This is a genomic window from Paractinoplanes bogorensis (genome assembly GCF_018829635.1).
GTDB classification, from domain to species: Bacteria; Actinomycetota; Actinomycetes; order Mycobacteriales; family Micromonosporaceae; genus Actinoplanes; species Actinoplanes bogorensis.
In genome coordinates, this window is sequence record NZ_JAHKKG010000001.1 from 940710 (window position 1) to 958525 (window position 17816).

15 protein-coding genes are annotated in these 17816 nt (G+C 71.0%); 7 read left to right on the forward strand and 8 right to left on the reverse strand.

Annotated elements, in window-relative coordinates; genetic code table 11:
- The first annotated feature begins 14 nt into the window (after window positions 1–14).
- From KOI35_RS04465 to KOI35_RS04475, 3 genes are all read left to right on the forward strand, one after another.
- Entirely contained in the window at window positions 15–3557 is a 3543-nt protein-coding gene (locus tag KOI35_RS04465) for a galactose-binding domain-containing protein (RefSeq protein ID WP_246612403.1), read from the forward strand.
- A 78-nt stretch (window positions 3558–3635) separates the two neighbouring features.
- Window positions 3636–4508 (forward strand): alpha/beta fold hydrolase, encoded by an 873-nt coding sequence (locus KOI35_RS04470; protein ID WP_215784670.1) that lies wholly within the window; start codon window positions 3636–3638, stop codon window positions 4506–4508.
- Between the two features lie 55 nt (window positions 4509–4563).
- Window positions 4564–5490, forward strand: coding sequence for a hypothetical protein (locus KOI35_RS04475; RefSeq protein ID WP_215784671.1), 927 nt, complete (start codon window positions 4564–4566; stop codon window positions 5488–5490).
- Window positions 5491–5547: 57 nt separating this feature from the next.
- On the opposite strand, the gene KOI35_RS04480 is transcribed toward KOI35_RS04475, so the two are convergent.
- Window positions 5548–6981 carry an MFS transporter gene (locus KOI35_RS04480; RefSeq protein WP_215784672.1) on the reverse strand — a complete coding sequence of 478 codons (1434 nt, stop codon included), beginning with the start codon at window positions 6979–6981 and terminating at the stop codon, window positions 5548–5550.
- A 52-nt stretch (window positions 6982–7033) separates the two neighbouring features.
- Here KOI35_RS04480 and KOI35_RS04485 point away from each other — a divergent pair, with 52 nt between their 5' ends.
- Window positions 7034–7579 carry a TetR/AcrR family transcriptional regulator gene (locus tag KOI35_RS04485; protein WP_215784673.1) on the forward strand — a complete coding sequence of 182 codons (546 nt, stop codon included), beginning with the start codon at window positions 7034–7036 and terminating at the stop codon, window positions 7577–7579.
- On the opposite strand, the gene KOI35_RS04490 is transcribed toward KOI35_RS04485, so the two are convergent.
- The 3 genes from KOI35_RS04490 to KOI35_RS48775 all read right to left on the reverse strand — a co-directional run bounded on the left by KOI35_RS04490 (window position 7569) and on the right by KOI35_RS48775 (window position 10566).
- Window positions 7569–8591 carry a Gfo/Idh/MocA family protein gene (locus KOI35_RS04490; RefSeq protein ID WP_215784674.1) on the reverse strand — a complete coding sequence of 341 codons (1023 nt, stop codon included), beginning with the start codon at window positions 8589–8591 and terminating at the stop codon, window positions 7569–7571. The genes KOI35_RS04485 and KOI35_RS04490 overlap by 11 nt on opposite strands.
- A 223-nt stretch (window positions 8592–8814) precedes the next feature.
- On the reverse strand, window positions 8815–9099 hold the full coding sequence (locus tag KOI35_RS04495) for a type II toxin-antitoxin system Phd/YefM family antitoxin (protein ID WP_215784675.1): 285 nt from the start codon (window positions 9097–9099) through the stop codon (window positions 8815–8817).
- A 54-nt stretch (window positions 9100–9153) separates the two neighbouring features.
- Window positions 9154–10566 (reverse strand): GGDEF domain-containing protein, encoded by a 1413-nt coding sequence (locus KOI35_RS48775; RefSeq protein WP_215784676.1) that lies wholly within the window; start codon window positions 10564–10566, stop codon window positions 9154–9156.
- 112 nt (window positions 10567–10678) lie between these two features.
- On the opposite strand from KOI35_RS48775, the gene KOI35_RS04505 reads away from it, so the two are divergent.
- Window positions 10679–11512, forward strand: coding sequence for a methyltransferase domain-containing protein (locus KOI35_RS04505; protein ID WP_215784677.1), 834 nt, complete (start codon window positions 10679–10681; stop codon window positions 11510–11512).
- Here KOI35_RS04505 and KOI35_RS04510 read toward each other — a convergent pair.
- Window positions 11509–12159: a YqeB family protein gene (locus tag KOI35_RS04510; RefSeq protein WP_215784678.1), complete on the reverse strand. Its 651-nt coding sequence runs from the start codon at window positions 12157–12159 to the stop codon at window positions 11509–11511. The two genes, KOI35_RS04505 and KOI35_RS04510, sit on opposite strands and share 4 nt — an antisense overlap.
- 109 nt (window positions 12160–12268) lie before the next feature.
- Between KOI35_RS04510 and KOI35_RS04515 the strand changes: the two genes are divergently transcribed.
- Entirely contained in the window at window positions 12269–13369 is a 1101-nt protein-coding gene (locus KOI35_RS04515; RefSeq protein WP_215784679.1) for a sensor histidine kinase, read from the forward strand.
- Window positions 13357–14007 (forward strand): response regulator transcription factor, encoded by a 651-nt coding sequence (locus KOI35_RS04520; protein WP_215784803.1) that lies wholly within the window; start codon window positions 13357–13359, stop codon window positions 14005–14007. The genes KOI35_RS04515 and KOI35_RS04520 overlap by 13 nt, the downstream gene beginning before the upstream one ends.
- Here KOI35_RS04520 and KOI35_RS04525 read toward each other — a convergent pair.
- From KOI35_RS04525 to KOI35_RS04535, 3 genes are read right to left on the reverse strand one after another with little or no spacing between them, the layout of a single operon-like run.
- The gene (locus KOI35_RS04525; RefSeq protein ID WP_215784680.1) at window positions 14004–15479 is read right to left on the reverse strand and encodes a glycoside hydrolase family 130 protein; all 1476 of its coding nucleotides are present in this window, start codon (window positions 15477–15479) and stop codon (window positions 14004–14006) included. The genes KOI35_RS04520 and KOI35_RS04525 overlap by 4 nt on opposite strands.
- Before the next feature lie 8 nt (window positions 15480–15487).
- Entirely contained in the window at window positions 15488–16585 is a 1098-nt protein-coding gene (locus KOI35_RS04530; protein ID WP_308120781.1) for a glycosyltransferase, read from the reverse strand.
- On the reverse strand, window positions 16582–17730 hold the full coding sequence (locus KOI35_RS04535; protein ID WP_215784681.1) for a glycosyltransferase: 1149 nt from the start codon (window positions 17728–17730) through the stop codon (window positions 16582–16584). The genes KOI35_RS04530 and KOI35_RS04535 overlap by 4 nt, the downstream gene beginning before the upstream one ends.
- Between the last annotated feature and the right edge of the window lie 86 nt (window positions 17731–17816).

Genomic DNA, 17816 nt, shown 5'->3' on the forward strand with positions numbered 1-17816 from the left:
AGGTGCGCTCCCGCATGTCCAGAATGAGGCTTTTAGCCGCGGCGATAGCCGCGAGCGTCGTAGCCGCCCTGATACAAGCGCCGGCCGCCCTCGCGGCCGGACCCAACCTGGCCGCCGGTAAGACCTTCAGCGCCAGCAGCTTCACCGACGTCTACCCGGCCGGTAATGCGGGTGACGGCAACGCCAACACGTACTGGGAAAGCAACAACAACGCCTTCCCTCAGTGGATCCAGGTCGACCTGGGCACCGCCCAGCAGGTCAACCAGGTCGTCCTCAAGCTGCCACCGGCCGCCGCCTGGGCCACCCGCACCCAGACGCTCAGCATCCAGGGCAGCACCGACGGGGGCTCGTTCGCGACCCTCAAGGCGAGCGCCGGCTACGTCTTCAACCCGTCGAGCGCCAACACCGTCACCGTCGACTTCACCGCGGCCAGCGCCCGCTTCGTGCGGGTGAATGTCACCGGCAACACCGGCTGGCCCGCGGGTCAGCTGTCCGAGGTCGAGGTCTACGGCCCGGTCTCGGGCGGTGACACCCAGGCCCCGAGCGCGCCGGGCAACCTGGCCTTCACCCAGCCGGCCTCGGACCAGATCCGGCTCACCTGGTCGGCCTCGACCGACAACGTCGGCGTCACCGGCTACGACGTCTTCGCCAACGGCACGCTGCGGACCAGCGTCGCCGGGAACGTGCTGACGTACACCGACACCCAGCCCGCCACGTCCACCGTCACCTATCAGGTGCGGGCCAAGGACGCGGCCGGCAACACCTCGGCGCTGAGCAACGCGGTGACCCGCAACGGCACCACCCCGCCGGGCACCAACCTGGCGCTGAACAAGCCGATCGAGGCGTCGTCGGTCGTCCACACGTTCGTGGCGACCAACGCGAACGACGGCAACACCGCTACCTACTGGGAAGGCAGCGCCTACCCGGCCACGCTGACCGTCAAGCTGGGCGCCAACGCGTCCGTCTCGTCGGTTGTCGTCAAGCTCAACCCGGACAGCTCGTGGGGCGCGCGTCAGCAGACGTTCTCGATCCTCGGGCGAGACCAGGGCGCGACCGCGTACACGACGATCGTGGGCTCGGCCACGTACGCCTTCACCCCCGGCTCGGGCAACACGGTGACCATCCCGGTCAGCGCGACCACGGCCGACGTCCGGCTGTCGTTCACCGCGAACACCGGCGCCCCCAGCGGTCAGGTGGCCGAACTGCAGGTCAACGGCACCGCGGCGCCCAACCCGGACCTCACCATCACCGGCACGTCGTCCTCGCCGGCCGCCCCGGTCGAGACCGACGCGGTCACGCTCTCCGCGACCGTGCGGAACGCCGGTGGTCTGGCCAGCCCGGCTTCCAACGTCAACTTCTACCTGGGTACGACCAAGGTCGGCACCGCCACCGTCGCGGCTCTTGCGGCCGGCGCCTCGGCGACCGTCTCGGCCAACATCGGCGCTCGTGACGCGGGCACGTACGCGGTGACGGCCAAGGTGGACGAGGCCAACACGGTCATCGAGTCGAACGAGGCCAACAACTCCTTCACGGGCTCGCTGACGGTGACGCCGGTCAGCAGCTCGGACCTGGTTGCCTCGGCCGTCACGTGGTCGCCGGGCACCCCGGCCGCCGGCAACACGGTCACGTTCTCGGTGACGCTCAAGAACCAGGGCTCGGCGGCCTCGGCCGGTGGCGCCCACGGCATCACGCTCACCGTGCTGAACGGGTCGACGGTGGTGCGGACGCTGACCGGCTCCTACACCGGCGCCCTGGCCGCGGGCGCGTCGTCGCCGGCGATCAACCTCGGCACCTGGACGGCGGTCAACGGGCGTTACACCGTACGGACGGTGGTGGCCAATGACGCCAACGAGCTGCCCGTGAAGCAGGCCAACAACACCAGCGAGAAGTCCTTCTTCGTCGGTCGTGGCGCCAACATGCCGTACGACATGTACGAGGCCGAGGACGGCACGGTCGGTGGTGGCGCGGCGGTCGTCGGGCCCAACCGCACCGTCGGCGACCTGGCCGGTGAGGCTTCGGGTCGCAGGGCCGTGACGCTCAACCAGACCGGGGCGTACGTGCAGTGGACGACCCGGGCGGCGACCAACACGGTGGTGGCGCGGTTCTCCATCCCGGACGGCACGACCAGTTCGATCAACGTGTACGTCAACGGGACGCTGAACAAGACGCTGCCGCTCAACTCCAAGTACGCCTGGCTCTACGGCAACGAGACCGCGCCGCAGAACTCGGGCACCGGGCCGCGGCACATCTACGACGAGGCCAACATCCTGCTGACCGGTTCGTTCCAGGCCGGCAGCACGATCAAGCTGCAGAAGGACTCCGGCAACTCGGGCAGCATCGCGATCGACTTCATCAACCTGGAGCAGGTCAGCCCGAAGGCCAACCCGGATTCGGCCCGCTACGTGGTGCCGAACGGGTTCGACCAGAACGCCGTACAGGCCGCCCTGGACACCGCCCGTCAGGACAGCACCAAGCTCGGTGTCTACCTGCCGGCCGGTGACTACCAGACCGGCAGCAAGTTCAACGTGGGCGGCCGGGCCCTGCGCGTGGTCGGCGCCGGACCCTGGTACACCCGCTTCTACACGCCGTCCGGCCAGACCGAGACGGACGCCGGTTTCCGGGCCGACCCGACCGCCAACGGGTCGACGTTCGCCGACTTCGCGTTCTTCGGCAACTACACGATCCGCATCGACGGCCCCGGCAAGGTGTTCGACTTCGCCAACACGGCCAACATCACCATCGACAACATCTGGGCCGAGCACGTGGTGTGCCTCTACTGGGGCGCGAACACCGACAACATGGTGATCAAGAACAGCCGGATCCGGAACACGTTCGCCGACGGTGTCAACATGACCAACGGCAGCACCGGCAACCTGGTCGACAACAACGACGCCCGGGCCACCGGCGACGACAGCTTCGCGCTGTTCTCGGCGATCGACGCGGGCGGGGCGGACGAGATCAACAACGTCTACTCCAACCTGACCAGCACGCTGACCTGGCGGGCGGCCGGAATCGCGGTCTACGGCGGGTACGCCAACACGTTCAAGAACATCTACATCGCGGACACCCTGGTCTACTCGGGCATCACGATCAGCTCGCTCGACTTCGGCTACCCGATGAACGGGTTCGGCGCCGACCCGCCGACCGTGCTCGACAACATCTCGATCGTGCGGGCGGGTGGCCACTTCTGGGGCGCCCAGGTGTTCCCGGCGATCTGGGTGTTCAGCGCGTCGAAGGTCTTCCAGGGCATCCGGGTCAGCAACGTCGACATCGTCGACCCGACCTACTCCGGAATCATGTTCCAGACCAACTACGTGGGCGGCCAGCCGCAGAACATCGTGAAGGACACCGTCTTCACGAACGTCACCATCACCGGCGCGCAGAAGTCCGGCGACGCGTACGACGCCAAGAGCGGCTACGGCATCTGGGCCAACCCGCTGCCCGAGGCCGGTCAGGGTCCCGCGGTGGGCTCGGCGACCTTCACCAACCTGCAGATGAGCAACAACTACCGCGACATCGAGAACCCGACGTCCACCTTCACCATCAACCGCAACTGATCCTGACCCTGCTCCCATAAGAAGGAGGGGTCCGCGAACGTCCCCCGCGGGCCCCTCCGGGTGCGTATTTTCGTCCACATGGAACGTCTCGTCCTGCCCGACGGCCGTACGCTCGAATATCTGGTGGACGGCCCGCCCGGCGGCCTCCCGCTGGTGCTGCACCACGGCACCCCGTCCGGCGCGGTCCGCTACGCGCCGATCTTCGACTCGGCCCTGAGGCACGGCCTGCGCATCGTGCTGGCCAGCCGCCCCGGTTACGGCGGCTCCTCGCCCCACCCCGGCCGCCGCGTGTCCGACGTCGCCGCCGACACCGCGGCCCTGCTCGACGGCCTCGAGGCCGCCCACTTCGTGACGGTCGGCTGGTCCGGCGGCGGCCCGCACGCCCTGGCCTGCGCCGCCCTGCTTCCCGGCCGCTGCGCCGGCGCCGCCACCATCGGCGGCGTCGCGCCCTATTCGGCGCCTGGCCTCGACTGGCTCGACGGCATGGGCGCGGAAAATGTCGCCGAGTTCGAGGCCGCGGCGGCCGGCGTGGCCTCGCTGGACGCCTTTCTGACCGGCATCGCCGACCCGCTGGCCCGGATCACCGCGCCCGACGTCATCGAGGCCTACGGCGACCTGTTGTCCGAGGTGGACAAGCGGGCCCTGACCGACGGCCTCGACGACTACCTGGCCGAGTCGACGCGCTACTCGGTGTCGGCCGGCATCGCCGGCTGGCGCGAGGACGACCTGGCCTTTCTGGCCGACTGGGGGTTCCCGCTCACCGACATCCGGGTGCCGCTGGCCATCTGGCAGGGCGAACAGGACCGGATGGTCCCGCCCGCGCACGGTCACTGGCTGGCCGGGCACATCCCCGGGGCCGAGGTCCACCTGCTCCCCGACGAGGGCCACCTGTCCCTGATCGCCGGCATCGACACCATCGTCGAGAATCTGCTCGCCCACGTAACGGTCTAGCGTCGATGGCCCTCAATGGATAACTTAGAGCTTCGTCTATCCACGGGGGATATTCATGTTTTCGATCCGACGCCTCACGGCGGCGGTAGCGGTCGCCGTGGCGGTGGCCGCCACCCTGTCCGCTCCGGCTCACGCGGCCGCCGTCGCGCCGTTCGCGCTCACCGTTCCCGAGATCAGTTTCTCGACCACCGGGTCCGCACTGCCGCTGGTGCTGTCGCCGGACGCGGCGGAGATTCCGCCCGCGCTGACCGATGTCCAGATCGACGTGGACACGTCCGGCCTGGACGCCATCGCGTCCGTGACCGTTCCCGACGGCTCGATCGGCACGCTTGAGGCCGCCTCGGGCTGGCGGCTTCCCGACCTGTTCGTGAAGGCATTGCCGGAGGCGGAACTCGGTGCGTCCGGCGCGCTCGAGGTCACGCTGACCGCCGACGGGTACGAGCCGATCGTCGCCGTGGCCACGCTGACCGTGAACGACATCCACGTCTACGCCGGACCGCCGAATGCCACGTACACGGTGACCGACGGGACCGCGGTGGCCAAACCGGTGCTGCAGTTCACCAGCACCGGGGCCGTCGAGACGACCGAGATGACCTTCCGCATCGTCGGCGACCCGGGGCTGCTCTTCGTCGACCCGAAGCAGGGCGAGCTCCTCTGCTGGCGCAACACCAGCGAGGTCCGTTTCGTCGAGCGCTTCTGCGACTACTCGTTCCTCTGGATGACGCCCGGTTCGACGTGGCAGATTCCGCTCACCGAGACGCGCGCTCCGGGCGCCGAGCCGGGCGACCAGTACAACTTCCGGGCGACGTTCTGGCTCGGCACGGGTGCCCGCAACGTGGTCGAGGCGCTGAAGAAGCAGTCCGGGATGATGCGGGGCACCAGCATTCGGGGCGTGTACCCGCCGCAGAAGCTCCCGGACGGGGTCGGCGGTCCCTTCGGCACGGAGTCGTCGACGACCGGGACGATCACCGTCGGCGGCTGAGTCCCGGCGGCCGGCACCACGGCGGGGTCGTGGTGCCGGCCGGAACGGGGACTGGGCCTAGACCTCGACCGGGGTGAGTTCCGGCGTGGCCTCGGCCAGGCGCTCGGGGGCCGGTTTGCGGGCCGCCGGCACCAGCAACGCGACCAGGAAGGCGGCCGCGGCCAGCACGGTCAGGATCAGGAACGACACCGTGTAGCCGGACTCGGCGGGCAGGCCCTGGACGCCGGGGTGGCTGGTGATGATCGAGCTGACCAGTGCGGTGCCGAGCGAGGCGCCGATGGTGCGGATGTTGGTGTTCATGCCGCTGGCCACGCCGGTCTGGTGCCGCGGCACGCTCTGCACGATCAGGTTGACCAGGCTGGAGTAGACCAGGCCGAGCCCGATGCCGAAGACACCGCCGGCCACGGCGACCTCCCAGCGCTCGCCGTGCCGCAGGGCCAGCGACAGGGTGGCTACCGTGCTCAGGCCGGCGCCCCACAGCAGCTGCGCCTTGGGGCCGGCCCAGCGGGTGAGCGGGCCGGTCAGCGAGCCGAAGACGGCCATCGCGACCAGCATCGGCAGCATCAGCAGGCCGGCGCCGGTGACCGTGGCGCCGAAGCCGTAACCGGAGGCGGCGGGGATCTGGATGAGCTGGGGCAGGAACGCGAACACGCCGAACATCGCGGCGCCGAAGAGCAGGGCGACCAGGTTGGCGGTCCAGACCGCGGGCAGGCGCATCATCCGCATGTCGATGAGCGGTTCGGGGGAGCGGAGCTCGGCCACCAGCCAGGCGGCGAAGAGCGCGGCGGCGGTGGCGAGCAGCCCGAGCGTACGGGCGGAACCCCAGCCCCACACGGCGGCCTTGCTCAGCGGGAGCAGCAGCGCGACCAGCCAGCCGGACAGCAGCGCGGCCGAGAGCCAGTTGACCCGGCCCGGGGTGCGGACCGGCGACTTCGGCACGTAACGCCAGGCCAGCAGGCCGACCACGACGACCACGGCCATCGGCAGCCAGAACAGCCAGCGCCAGCTCAATGCGCCGACGATCGGACCGGCGAGCACGATGCCGAGGCCGCCGCCGGTGGCGATGACCGCGGCCAGCACACCGATGGCCGAGGTGACCCGGGCCGGCGGGAACTCGTCGCGGACGATGCCGAACGAGACCGGGAAGATCGCGCCGCCCAGACCCTGGATGACGCGGGCGACGATGAGCACGGTGACGTTGGGGGCGACCGCGGCGAGCAGGCAGCCGACGGCGATCGCGGCCAGCGCGACCAGCAGCGCGCGGTCCTTGCCGGTCATGTCGGCGATCCGGCCCATCAGGGGGGTGGCGACCGAGGCGGCCAGCAACCAGGCGGTGAGCACCCAGGTGACCGTGCCGGCCGAGGTGTGCAGATCCTGCTGGATCGTCGGGAGGACCGGCGTGACCAGCGACTGCATGAGCGAGAACGCGGCCGCGGCGGCGGCCAGGACGGCAAAGGTCGTCCGGGGCGTGCCCTGGTAAAGTCGAGGCATGCCTCCAGATTAGTGGAGGGGTGCCTCCGGTTTGCAATGTGGGGTGGGTCTCATGGCGGTCGCGGTACGCCGTCCCCAGCGCGCCGACGCGCGGCGCAACTTCGACGCGCTGCTCGTCGCGGCACGGGAAGCGTTTGCCGAGAACGGCACGGACGCGTCACTCGAAGACATCGCCCGGCGGGCCGGGGTGGGCATCGGCACGCTCTATCGCAACTTCCCGACCCGGCAGGATCTGTTCGAGGCCGTCTACGTCGACGAGATCGACCAGCTCGGCCAGGTCGCGATCGCCGTCTCCGAGCTGCCGCCGTGGGAGGCCCTCACGGCGTGGATCAACCAGTTCGTCTCGTACGCGGCCACCAAGCGAGCGGTCATCGAAGCGCTCAACCGTGAGTCCGAGATGTTCAAGTCGTGCCGGGCCGCCATGTATGAGGCGGGCGAGCCGCTCTTCCAGCGTGCCCAGCAGGCGGGTGAGGTGCGCGGCGACGCCAGCTTCGACGACCTGCTGCGCATGGTCTCCGGGCTGACCTCGGGCTCGTTCGTCGACAACATTCAGCGCGACCGAGTGATCGGGTTCGCGCTGGCCGGGATCAAAGCCTGATCGCCTGACCGCTGCGCGCGCTCTCGCGGGCCGCGTCGAGGACGGTCATGTTCCGTACGACGTCGTTCGGGTCGACCGGCAGCGGGCCCTCGCCACGCACCGCCGCCGCGAAGGCCGGGTAGTAGAGATCCCAGCGGCCGCGCTCGCTGCGCACCCGGGTGCCGTCGTCGCCGCGGTAGATGCGGCCCCACGTCTCTTCGGCCTCGACACCCCACTGGTCGCCCAGATCGGCGGGGGAGCGGCCGGCCTTGAGCTCGGCCTCCTGACCGTCGATGCCCGCGATCACGAAGGTGCCGGTGGTGCCCGCGACCCGGTAGCGCGGACCCGGGGCGCCCTGCCGCCAGCTGCCCCACAGGTGCGACTCGACGCCGTTGACGTGGTGCAGCGCGAGGAAGAAGTCGTCGTCGAGTTCGCCGCTGCCGCGGACCTCGGCGTAGGCGCGGACGGCCGGACCGTTGAGCACGAGGGCCTGGTCGACCAGGTGCGACCCGAAGTCGAGCAGGGTGCCGCCACCGGCCGGGCCCGGCTTGCGCTCGGGGGACCAGCGCTCGAAGCGGGACTCGAAACGGCGTACGGTGCCGAACTGGCCGTCGTCGATCAGACGCCGCAGCGTGCGGAAATCGGAGTCGTAGCGGCGGTTCTGATAGACGCTGAGCAGCACACCCTTGGCCTTGGCGGCGGCCACGACCTCGCGGGCCCGGGGCGCGTCGAGGGTGAACGGCTTGTCGACCACGACGTGCAGCCCGTGAGCGATGGCCTCGAGCGCCAGTTCGGCGTGCGTGGTGACCGGCGTCGAGATCGCGACGGCCTCGGCCCCCGCCTCCTTGAGCGCGGCGATCGAGTCGAACGCCGCCTTGCCCGGCAGGTTGCCGGCCAGCTCCTTGCGGCGCTCCTCGTTGGTGGTGACCACACCGAGAAACTCGATGCCGGCCGCCGAGGCGATCAGCGGCGCATGAAAGATCCGCCCACCCGACCCGTAGCCGACCAGCCCGAACCGCACCGCATCACTCATGCTCGAAAGCTTTCCACACCCCCGCACCCCGGGTCAGAGGAGGCCGGGTGCTTCGGTCGGCAGTCCGGCCGCGCGTGCGACGTCGAACATGCGCCGGTCGTAGGTAAGCAAGGTATCCAGAGAGTCGCCGACCACCTCTGGGCGCTGGCCACATAGCCTCGCAGTTCCTTCGCATGCTTGCGCCCGGAGAGCAGGGTGCCGAGGGCGGACGCGTCGACGTAGATCACCAGTCGTCCTCGTCCCGTGAGCTGAGCAGGATGTCCAGCGGGGAGGCGTCGACCGGAACGTCGTACTGCGGCAGCCGGTCGAGGTCAGCGGTCGTCGTGGCCTTGAGCCGGATGAGGCCCTTGGCGACCAAGGGGGAGTATCGGCCCAGGCTGCCGACCACGGGCAGCAGCACGGCGATCACCTTGCCGTGCCGGGTGACCTCGATCGTCTCGCCCTGCTCGACGCGGGTGAACATGGCACTCGGGTTGTAGGAGAACTCGCGAACGGAAACCGAACTCATCGGGCGCCTCTCCGTCGATGTACCTACTTCGACGGAATGTACCTACCTGAGGGCTCAGGCGGGGACGGCTGTCTTGCGCTGGGCCTTGGCTGAGTACATGGCGATGTCGGCCCGGCGGGAGAGCTCGGCCAGCGTCTCGCCCGGCCCGGTGACGGCCACGCCGATGCTGGCGCCGACGGTGACGGTGGCTCCGGAGCCGAGGTGGACCGGTGCGGTCAGGTGGGCCGACAGTGTGGCCGCCAGCTCGTCGGCCGCCGCCGGGTCGGTGACGCCGGTCAGCAGCAGGGCGAACTCGTCGCCGCCGAAGCGGCCGGCCAGGCCGCCGCCGTGCCGGGTGAGGCGGGCGGCGATCTCGATGAGCAGCTCGTCGCCGGCCGCGTGGCCGTGCGTGTCGTTGACCTGTTTGAAGTCGTCCAGGTCGATGTTGAGCAGCGCGACCGTGCCGGGCCGCCCGGTGGCCACCGCCTCGGCCGCGGCGCGCAGGAACTTGCCGCGGTTGGGCAGCTGGGTCAGGTGGTCGTGGTGGGCGCTGTGCTCCAGCTCGGCGTGGGCCAGGCAGCCGTTCTCGGCCAGGATCACCTGGTTGGACAGGTTGCGGAACGCGTCCAGCACGTCGGGCGGCACCGACCGCAGTCCGGCCACCACGATGTAGACCTCGCCGATGTGCAGCACCTCCCAGGCGCGGTACTCGGGCAGCAGGCTGCGCAGCATGTCGCGGTCGGTGACGATGGCCGGGTCCAGGCGCCGGTAGCGCAGGTCCTCGGGTGCGCCGGCCACGTTCGAGAGATAGAGGCCGTCGGCGTCGCGACGAATGATGATCATCGCGATGCCGGGGTTGAGGCGCACGATCTGTTCGCCGACCTCGCGGCCGATCTGGCGGATCCGCTTCACGTCGGTGATGCCGACCATGGCCAGGCCGCCCCGGGCCAGGGCGGACTCGCGGGCCATGTCGCGCTCCTGGCGGCGCAGGGCCAGACAGATGCCGCGGGCCAGCGCGCCCATGAGGATCAGCTGGGGCAGCAGGTTGAGCACGACGCCCTCGTGCCAGGTGACGACCCGGCCGGCCGAGTCGGGGGAGATGGCGACGGCGGACGGGATGGCCACGGTCAGGGTGGCCAGCCGGGTCAGCCACTGGGCCGACCCGCCGTACTGGGAGAAGACCGCGGCGGCGCCGAGGGCCAGGCCCGTGGTGGCGAGCGGGTCTTTGAGGCCGGAACCACCGAGCACCACCAGTACCGGCACCACCGGTACGGTCCACCAGCTCGACGAGCCACGCCAATGGGTCAGGATCAGGATGGCGAGCAGGGCCGCGATCGAGGCCCCGGACAGCTGGACGTAGCCCTCGGAGCGCCCGGCGTTGCCGAGCTGCAGGAGCTGACTGCCCGCGCCGAGGAAGCCGACGGCGAGCGCCGCCAGCCGGGCCTGGTTTCGCGCCCCGGCCGGGAGGCGCGACCTGAGTTGCCGCACGTTCGTCCATCGGCGGCCAGAGGCGCGACCTGAGTGCATGCTGTGTTCCTCGCCTGTCGGATGGGTGACCGGTCCCGTCTGCCGAGGCATCTGATGCGTCAACATTTGCCGCATGGAGCCCGCGCAGATGGAACGCACGCCGTTCGCCGACCTCGACCGGCAACCCCGCGAGATGACCGCGATGCTGCTGGCCGCACTCGAGACGATGGGCCGCCATCCGGAGATCAGGCGGGTCCGGCGAACGGCGATGGACGCTCTCCACCCGGCCGACGGCTGGCGGGTGCTCGACGCGGGATCCGGGGCGGGCGACGTGGCCCGGTGGATCGCCACCGAGGTCGGCCCGACGGGTGAGGTGATCGCGCTCGACTACTCGGCCGCCACCATCGCCGCCGCCATCGAGCGGCACGACGGCAGCAACGTGCGCTACACGACCGGTGACGTGTCGTCGATCGACCTGCCGTCGGCCAGCGTCGACGGGGTCTGGTGCGAGCGGGTGCTCCAGCACGTCGAGGACGCCGACCGGGCGATCGCCGAGCTGGTGCGGGTGACCCGGCCCGGCGGGCGGGTCTGCCTGATCGACACCGACTGGAGCTCGCTCGCCTTCGACGGGGTGCCCGCCCGGCTGGCCGGCACGGTGGTGGCCGACATGCACGGCCGGCTCACCCCCAAGCAGGTCGACATGGGTCGCACGCTGCGGCGCCGGCTCGTCGGGCTGGGGCTGGAGGACATCAGCGCGACCCCGGTGACCTGTGTCTTCGGTGACCCGGCGTCGGCCGCGGTGGTGCTCCCGATGGTCAATCCGATGGTTCCGGAGCAGGCGTGGAGGAGTGCTCCGGGCGTACGGGAAAAGTGGTTTGCGCAGGTCGACGAGGCCGGCGCCCGGGGTGACTTCCTGGCCATCCTCACGATCTGGGTCGTCGCCGGAACAACGGGGAGCAAGGCCTAAGCGACGCGCCGCCAGTACTGCTTCTTCTTCTCGTCGCGTACCACGAAGCCCATCCGGCCCAGCTCCTCGCGCAGCTCGCGGATGTCGTCCTCGTCGCCCGAGTCGAGCGCCTTCTGCCGGGCCGCGAAGATGGCGTCGGGCAGGTCGGACAGGCCGGGGACCCAGCGCCGGTACGCCTCCAGATAGGGATCCTGACCGGCCCAGGCCACGCCGCGCGCCCCGAACGCCTGCTGGAGTTTCGCGTGCGACAGATGCGACGGCTCCCGGGCCAGCTCCTGCCCGCTGCGCCCGAGCAGCACGAGCTGGTCGCGGTCGGGGAAGGCCACGGCGATCTCGCCCCGCGGCACCACCCGCCGGTGGCCGGGCCGGGTGAGCACGACCTCGAGCGTGGTCACCCGCACGGTCAGCGACTCGGCGTCGACCAGGGCGGCGAAGATCAGCCCGATGATCGCGCCGACCCCGAGCGCGACGACCAGGTCCCACGGCTCGGGCAACCGCCGCACCAGGTTGAACGGACCGCCGAAGGGCAGCCACTCGATCAGCTGCAGGACGCCCCACAGCAGGGCCGCACCGACCACGGGCAGGCAGAGCCACACCAGCACCCGTACCCACACCGGGGTGGGCACTCTCGTTTCCTGTTCCAGCACACCGATGACTCTGCCCGGGGCGGAGGGCCGCCGGATACCGACTCCGGTCGACATGGCGTAGACCAAAGTCGACTGCCCGTCCGAGCGCGCCGCCGGTAACTTCAGGGGCATGAGGAGATGGCTGGTCGACGCGGCGGTGGCCCTGGCCGCGTTCGGGCTGGGCGTCTTCTTCATGGTCAACTCGCTGTCCGACGAGGGTGCGGCGCCGGTCTGGCTCGAGCTCACGCTGGGCGTGCTGTCCGCGGCCGGCCTGGTGTTCTTCCGGCGTTCCCGGCCGGTCACGCTCGCCCTGGTCCTCATCCCGCTGGCCATCCTGTTCGCGCTGCCGATGGGAGCCCTGCCGTTCGCCCTGTTCGCGGTCGGGGTGTATCGCCGCGGCGGGGTCGCCGTCGGGCTGACCGCGCTGCACGCCGTGCTGATCGCGGTGATCTACCGCGTGGCCATCGGCGATGTCGGGCTCTACTACGAGATCGTCACGTTCCTGGTGCTGCTGCACGTCAGCATGGTCGCGGTCGGCATGCTGACCCGCTCGCACCGCAAGCTCGTCTCGTCCTGGGCCGAGCGGGCCCGGCAGGCCGAGGAGGGTCAGCGGCTGCGGGTCGAGCAGGCCCGCCTGGCCGAGCGTGAGCGGCTGGCCCGCGAGATGCACGACGTGCTGGCCCACCGCATGTCGCTGCTCGCGGTGCACGCGGGGGCTTTGGAGGTACGCCGTGAGGCGTCCCCGGCCGAGCAGGCGGCGGCCGGCGTGATCCGGGAGTGCGCGCACGACGCCCTGGAGGATCTGCGCACGGTGATCCACATGCTGCGGGACCCGGCCGAAGACCACCCCCAGCCGACCCTGGGCGACGTTCCGGCGCTGGTCGAGCAGTCCCGGGTGGCCGGCGCCGAGGTCGGCCTGGCCCTGGACAGCGGCGGTGACGTGCCCGACAGCGTGGGCCGGCACGCCTACCGGATCGTGCAGGAGGCGCTGACCAACGCCCGCAAGCACGCGCCGGGCGCGCCGGTGCGGGTCACGATCAGCGGCGACGCGGCCCGCGGCCTCGACGTGGCGGTGGCCAACAAGCTGGCGCCCAGCGGTGACCTGCCGGGCGCCGGGGCCGGCCTGACCGGGCTCGGGGAGCGGGTCGCCCTGGTCGGCGGCCGGCTCGAGCACGGCCCGACGGCGGGCGGCGAGTTCCGGGTCAGGGCGTGGCTGCCGTGGCCGGCGTGAGGGTTCTGCTCGTCGACGACGACGCCCTGGTCCGGGCCGGGCTGACCATGATGCTCGAGGCGTTCGACGATCTGGAGGTGGTCGGGGCGATCGCCGACGGCACCGAGGTGGCCTCGGCCGTCAACACCCACCAGCCCGACGTCGTGCTGATGGACATCCGGATGCCGGGCCTGGACGGACTGAGCGCCACCGAGTCGCTGCGCCGGCGCAAGGACGCGCCGCAGGTCATCGTGCTGACCACGTTCGACACCGACGAGCACGTGCTGCGGGCGCTGCGGGCCGGGGCGGGCGGGTTCCTGCTCAAGCACACCCCGCCGCGCGAGATCGCCGACGCCGTCCGGCGGGTGGCCGCGGGCGAGCCGATGATGTCGCCCGAGGTGCTGCGCACGATGATCGGGCTGGTCTCCGGGGCCGGCGCCGACCCGGGCCGCGATCAGGCGCGGGCGGCCCTGGCCCGGCTCAGCCCGGGCGAGCACGACGTCGCGCGGCTGATCGCCGAGGGCCGCACCAACGCCGAGATCGCCGCCGAGCTGCTGATGAGCACGGCGACGGTCAAGGCGTACGTGTCCCGGATCTTCACGAAGCTGACACTGACCAACCGGGTCCAGATCGCCCTGCTGGTCCACGACGCGCGTTAAGCGACCGGCATCATCCGGGCCAGCAGGGCGTCGAGCGGCACGCTGGCGAAACCGATCCGCACGTCGCTGGCCCCGTACGGCATCCAGAGCCGCCCGTCGTGCACGATCCCGCCGCACGAGTAGAGCACGTTCGGCACGTACCCCTCACGCTCGATGTCGTCCGGGTCGATCAGGCCCTCGGGCAGGTCGGCGATGACCTTCGACGGGTCGTCGAGGTCGAGCAGCATGGCCCCGATCGCGTAGCGCCGCATCGGCCCGACGCCGTGGGTCAGCACGAGCCAGCCGGCCTCGGTCTCGATCGGCGAGCCGCAGTTGCCGACCTGGATCAGGTCCCATCCGCGGTGCGGCAGCAGCAGCGGCGCCAACGGCTGCCAGCGGTGCTGGTCGTCGCGGACGGCCAGGCCGAGCGTCTCGCCGTCCGAGCGGCAGAGCGCCATCTTGCGCCCGTTGATGTAGCGAGGGAACAGCGCCACGCCCTTGTTGCGGGCGGCCGGACCGCTCATCCGGGTCACCTCGAAGTGCCGCAGGTCGCGCGAGAAGATGACCCGCCCGCTGATCTGCCGCCCGTCGTACGCGGTATAGGTCGCCTGATAGACGTGGCGCCCGTCCGGGTCGGTGACGCGGACGAACCGGGCGTCCTCCATGCCGTTGCTCTCGGCCGGAGTGGCCGGCCACATGATCCGCTGGTGCAGCGGCACGGCGCACGGGTATTCGACCGCGTAGTCCTCGGACACGATGTGCCGGATCTCGTCGATCGTGTCCTGCGAGTGCGGCCTGGCCATCAGCTCGCCCGGGATGTGGGCGATGACGTCTTCGAACTCGACGTCGGTGAACCGCTCGGGCAGGGCCGAGACGACGTAGGCCGAGGCCTCGTTGTCGATCTGGCCGTCGATCAGCGCCGCCTGCAGCTGGTTCTTCCAGTGCGTGGCGCCGACCCGCTGGCCGATCATGAGCGGGCCGGTGCGGTCCTCCATGCGCAGCGTCTCGCCCGGGCCGAGCACGGCCGAGCAGAACCCGACCGACGAGATGTGACCCTCGCCGATCTGGCGCAGGCTGATCGCCACCCGCAGCTCGCCCGGCTCGAGGCCGGCCTGGTCGGGGTGCTCGACCATCGACGGGTTGCACAGCGCGGCCGCCTCGACGGCGAACTCGTGGCTGAAGTACGCCCCGATCAGCGTGCGCGCGGTCGGCGACAGCTCGATCTCGGGCGGCACCCGGTGCTGGACCAGCTCGTAGTGGTGCTGGAACGTGCCGAGCAGGTCGTGGTGGCGTCCGCCGAAGCGGGTCAGCACGTCGTCGAGCAGGCGCCCGATCTCGGCCTCGTCGAGCTGGAGGATCCGTTCGATCAGCCGGCCCGCACGGTTCTTGACGGTCTGCGAGTCCTCGCCGGGGACGAACAGTTTGATCACGACGCGCCGGCCGTCCGGCTGCATCACGACGTCGTGCCTGGTGATCATCTGGGAAGTATTCATGGTTGCGGTCACGCTAGGCCGCCTGACGGTCGGGTCGCGCTCCGGGTCGCCAGCGTGCGGGCGTGCTGCAACGTGGAGACCAGCGCGAGGGTGGATTCGGCTCCTTGATTCACATTAGGGCCATTTGCCGTCAACCCGTCATAACATCCGCCGGTTAGGGGGTCGTACATCGGCTTCCGCCCGTCGTTGTCGCCCAGGAACCAGGCGATCGCCCGGAACAACTGCTCGTCCCAGCGGTCGTCACCGGTGACCGCGGCCGCGGTGGCGCAGGCGTCGGCGGTCGCCGCGGCCTCGATCGGCTGCTGGTCGAAGCGGTGCTTGGGCACGCCGGGCTGCCACCCGCCGACCGGCACGACCGACAGGTGCCCGTCGTGGTCCTGCTCGCGGCACAGCCAGGCCAGCATCTTCAGGCCGGCCCGCAGCAGCGTCTCGTCGCCCAGCAGGTCACCGGCCGCGATCAGCACCTCGGGCAGCGCCGGGTTGGAATAGGTGAGCTCGGGTTCGGGCCAGATCCAGTCCGGTCCGGCCGAGGGCAGGCCGATCACCGTGGCCGCGTCGGCCAGCAGCTCGCTCGCGTCCGTGCAGCGCGGGTCGGTCCGCAGCACCTCGGCCGCGCCCAGCCCGGCGAAGGCCATCGCGCGGGGCCAGGCCGACCGGGTCCGGCAGCCGACCAGAAACGCGTTGAGGGCCTCGCGCCGGATCCACGGCACGCTCGAGCGCCCGGCCGCGGTGCCCAGACCCCACAGCGCGCGTCCCCACCAGTCACCCGTCGACGGTTCGTCCTCCCAGTTCCGCCCGTACGAGAACCGGTTGCGGAACCCGCCGTCCGAACCGGCCGCGTGGGTCAGGAAGGCCAGGTAGCGCTCGGCCAGCCCGGCCAGCTGGATGGTCGGCCGCGGTTCCCGGCAGATCAGCAGCAGGCCGCGGGACACGTCGTCGACGCAGTAGCCGTGCTCGCGCCGCACGATCGCGTTGCGGGCGTGCTCGAGCAGCCCGGTGTCGTCGGAGAGCCGGGCGACATGCGACCAGTCCGGCGCGGGGGCGTCGGCGAGCTGGATCGGGGGTGGGACGAGGCGGAGCCCACCGGGGGCCTTGGTCGTCGTCACGCCGGAACCGGAGTGGCCAGCGGCGTACGGGTGGTGAGCAGGCGCGATGCGAGAGCCTGATAGCGGGCGGCGACGGCCGGCCAGCGCAGGGTCGGGCCCCCGGCCAGACCGGTCAGCCCGACCGACAAGTGCGGCTCGGCCAGCACGTGCCGGATCGCCGACGCCATCGCCTCCGGGTCCTGATGCGGCACGAGCAGGCCCGGACCGTCGGCCAGCAGCTCGACGGCGTGCGGGAACTCGGTCGCCACGACCGGGATCCCGGCCCCGACCGCCTCGATGAGCACGCCCGAGGTGACCTGCTCGGTCGAGTCGTACGGCAGCACCACCACGTCGGCCGACCGGATCAGCCGGGACAGTTCGTCCTCCTCGAGGTACGCGTCCTCCCAGCGCACCTGCTCGGTGACGCCCAGCGAGCCGGCCAGTTCCTTCAACGAGTTCCGGTACTCGTCCCCGAAATGCTCGAGCACCTTGGGGTGGGTCCGCCCGGCGACGGTGTAGACCGGTGCCGGCTCGACGTCGCCGAGCAGCGCCAGCGCCCGCAGGGCCCACTCGATGCCCTTGCCGGGTCCGAGCAGTCCCCAGCTCAGCAGGTTGGGCCGGTCGTGGTCGACGCGCGGACCGGTGCCCCGGCTGGCGGCGCCGTGCGGGATGACCGAGATCTTGCGCGGGTCGACGGCGTAGCCCGCGGTCAGTCGTTGCCGGGCGGTGTCGGTCATCGTCACGACCGCGTCGGCCGTGGCCGCGATCCGCTCGAGCACGTCGCGCTGCAGCGGGTCCGGTGAGCTGAGCACGGTGTGCAGCACGACGATCGAGGGCACGGTGAGCGCGCCGAGCAGGGGGAGCACCTCGGCGCCGGCGTCACCGGGATAGATGCCGTACTCGTGCTGGATGACCGCCACGTCGTACCGGTTGAGCACGTCGGCCGCGGCCCGCCAGCCACCCGCGGTGTCGGTGTGCCAGGTGTGCACGGTCCGCGGGGCGGCGCGGTCGAGTTCGATGCCGCCGCTGACACTGTCCTTCGCGAGCAGCCGGACGACCCCCGAGGAACTGCCATTGCCCAAGTGGGTCGCGAGTGCCGCATTGAAGGTCGCCAAACCGCATTGGGTCGGTGGGTAAGTGCTCAGAAAACCGTACGTCGCGGGCATGACTCGGCCTTTCTCGGTCTGCGGCCGACTGGTCCGCAGCACGGCTCAGCGCACGCGGACTCAGCGGTGGCGGCCGCGCGCAAACG

Bases quoted from the DNA above. Each gene is read 5' to 3' on its own strand.
- KOI35_RS04480 (WP_215784672.1), bottom strand. From the start codon at position 6,981: ATGCCTCGACTTTACCAGGGCACGCCCCGGACGACCTTTGCCGTCCTG.
- KOI35_RS04465 (WP_246612403.1), top strand. From the start codon at position 15: ATGTCCAGAATGAGGCTTTTAGCCGCGGCGATAGCCGCGAGCGTCGTA.
- KOI35_RS04505 (WP_215784677.1), top strand. From the start codon at position 10,679: ATGGAGCCCGCGCAGATGGAACGCACGCCGTTCGCCGACCTCGACCGG.
- KOI35_RS04475 (WP_215784671.1), top strand. From the start codon at position 4,564: ATGTTTTCGATCCGACGCCTCACGGCGGCGGTAGCGGTCGCCGTGGCG.
- KOI35_RS04535 (WP_215784681.1), bottom strand. From the start codon at position 17,730: ATGCCCGCGACGTACGGTTTTCTGAGCACTTACCCACCGACCCAATGC.
- KOI35_RS04495 (WP_215784675.1), bottom strand. From the start codon at position 9,099: ATGAGTTCGGTTTCCGTTCGCGAGTTCTCCTACAACCCGAGTGCCATG.
- KOI35_RS04490 (WP_215784674.1), bottom strand. From the start codon at position 8,591: ATGAGTGATGCGGTGCGGTTCGGGCTGGTCGGCTACGGGTCGGGTGGG.
- KOI35_RS04525 (WP_215784680.1), bottom strand. From the start codon at position 15,479: ATGAATACTTCCCAGATGATCACCAGGCACGACGTCGTGATGCAGCCG.
- KOI35_RS04485 (WP_215784673.1), top strand. From the start codon at position 7,034: ATGGCGGTCGCGGTACGCCGTCCCCAGCGCGCCGACGCGCGGCGCAAC.
- KOI35_RS04470 (WP_215784670.1), top strand. From the start codon at position 3,636: ATGGAACGTCTCGTCCTGCCCGACGGCCGTACGCTCGAATATCTGGTG.
- KOI35_RS04515 (WP_215784679.1), top strand. From the start codon at position 12,269: ATGAGGAGATGGCTGGTCGACGCGGCGGTGGCCCTGGCCGCGTTCGGG.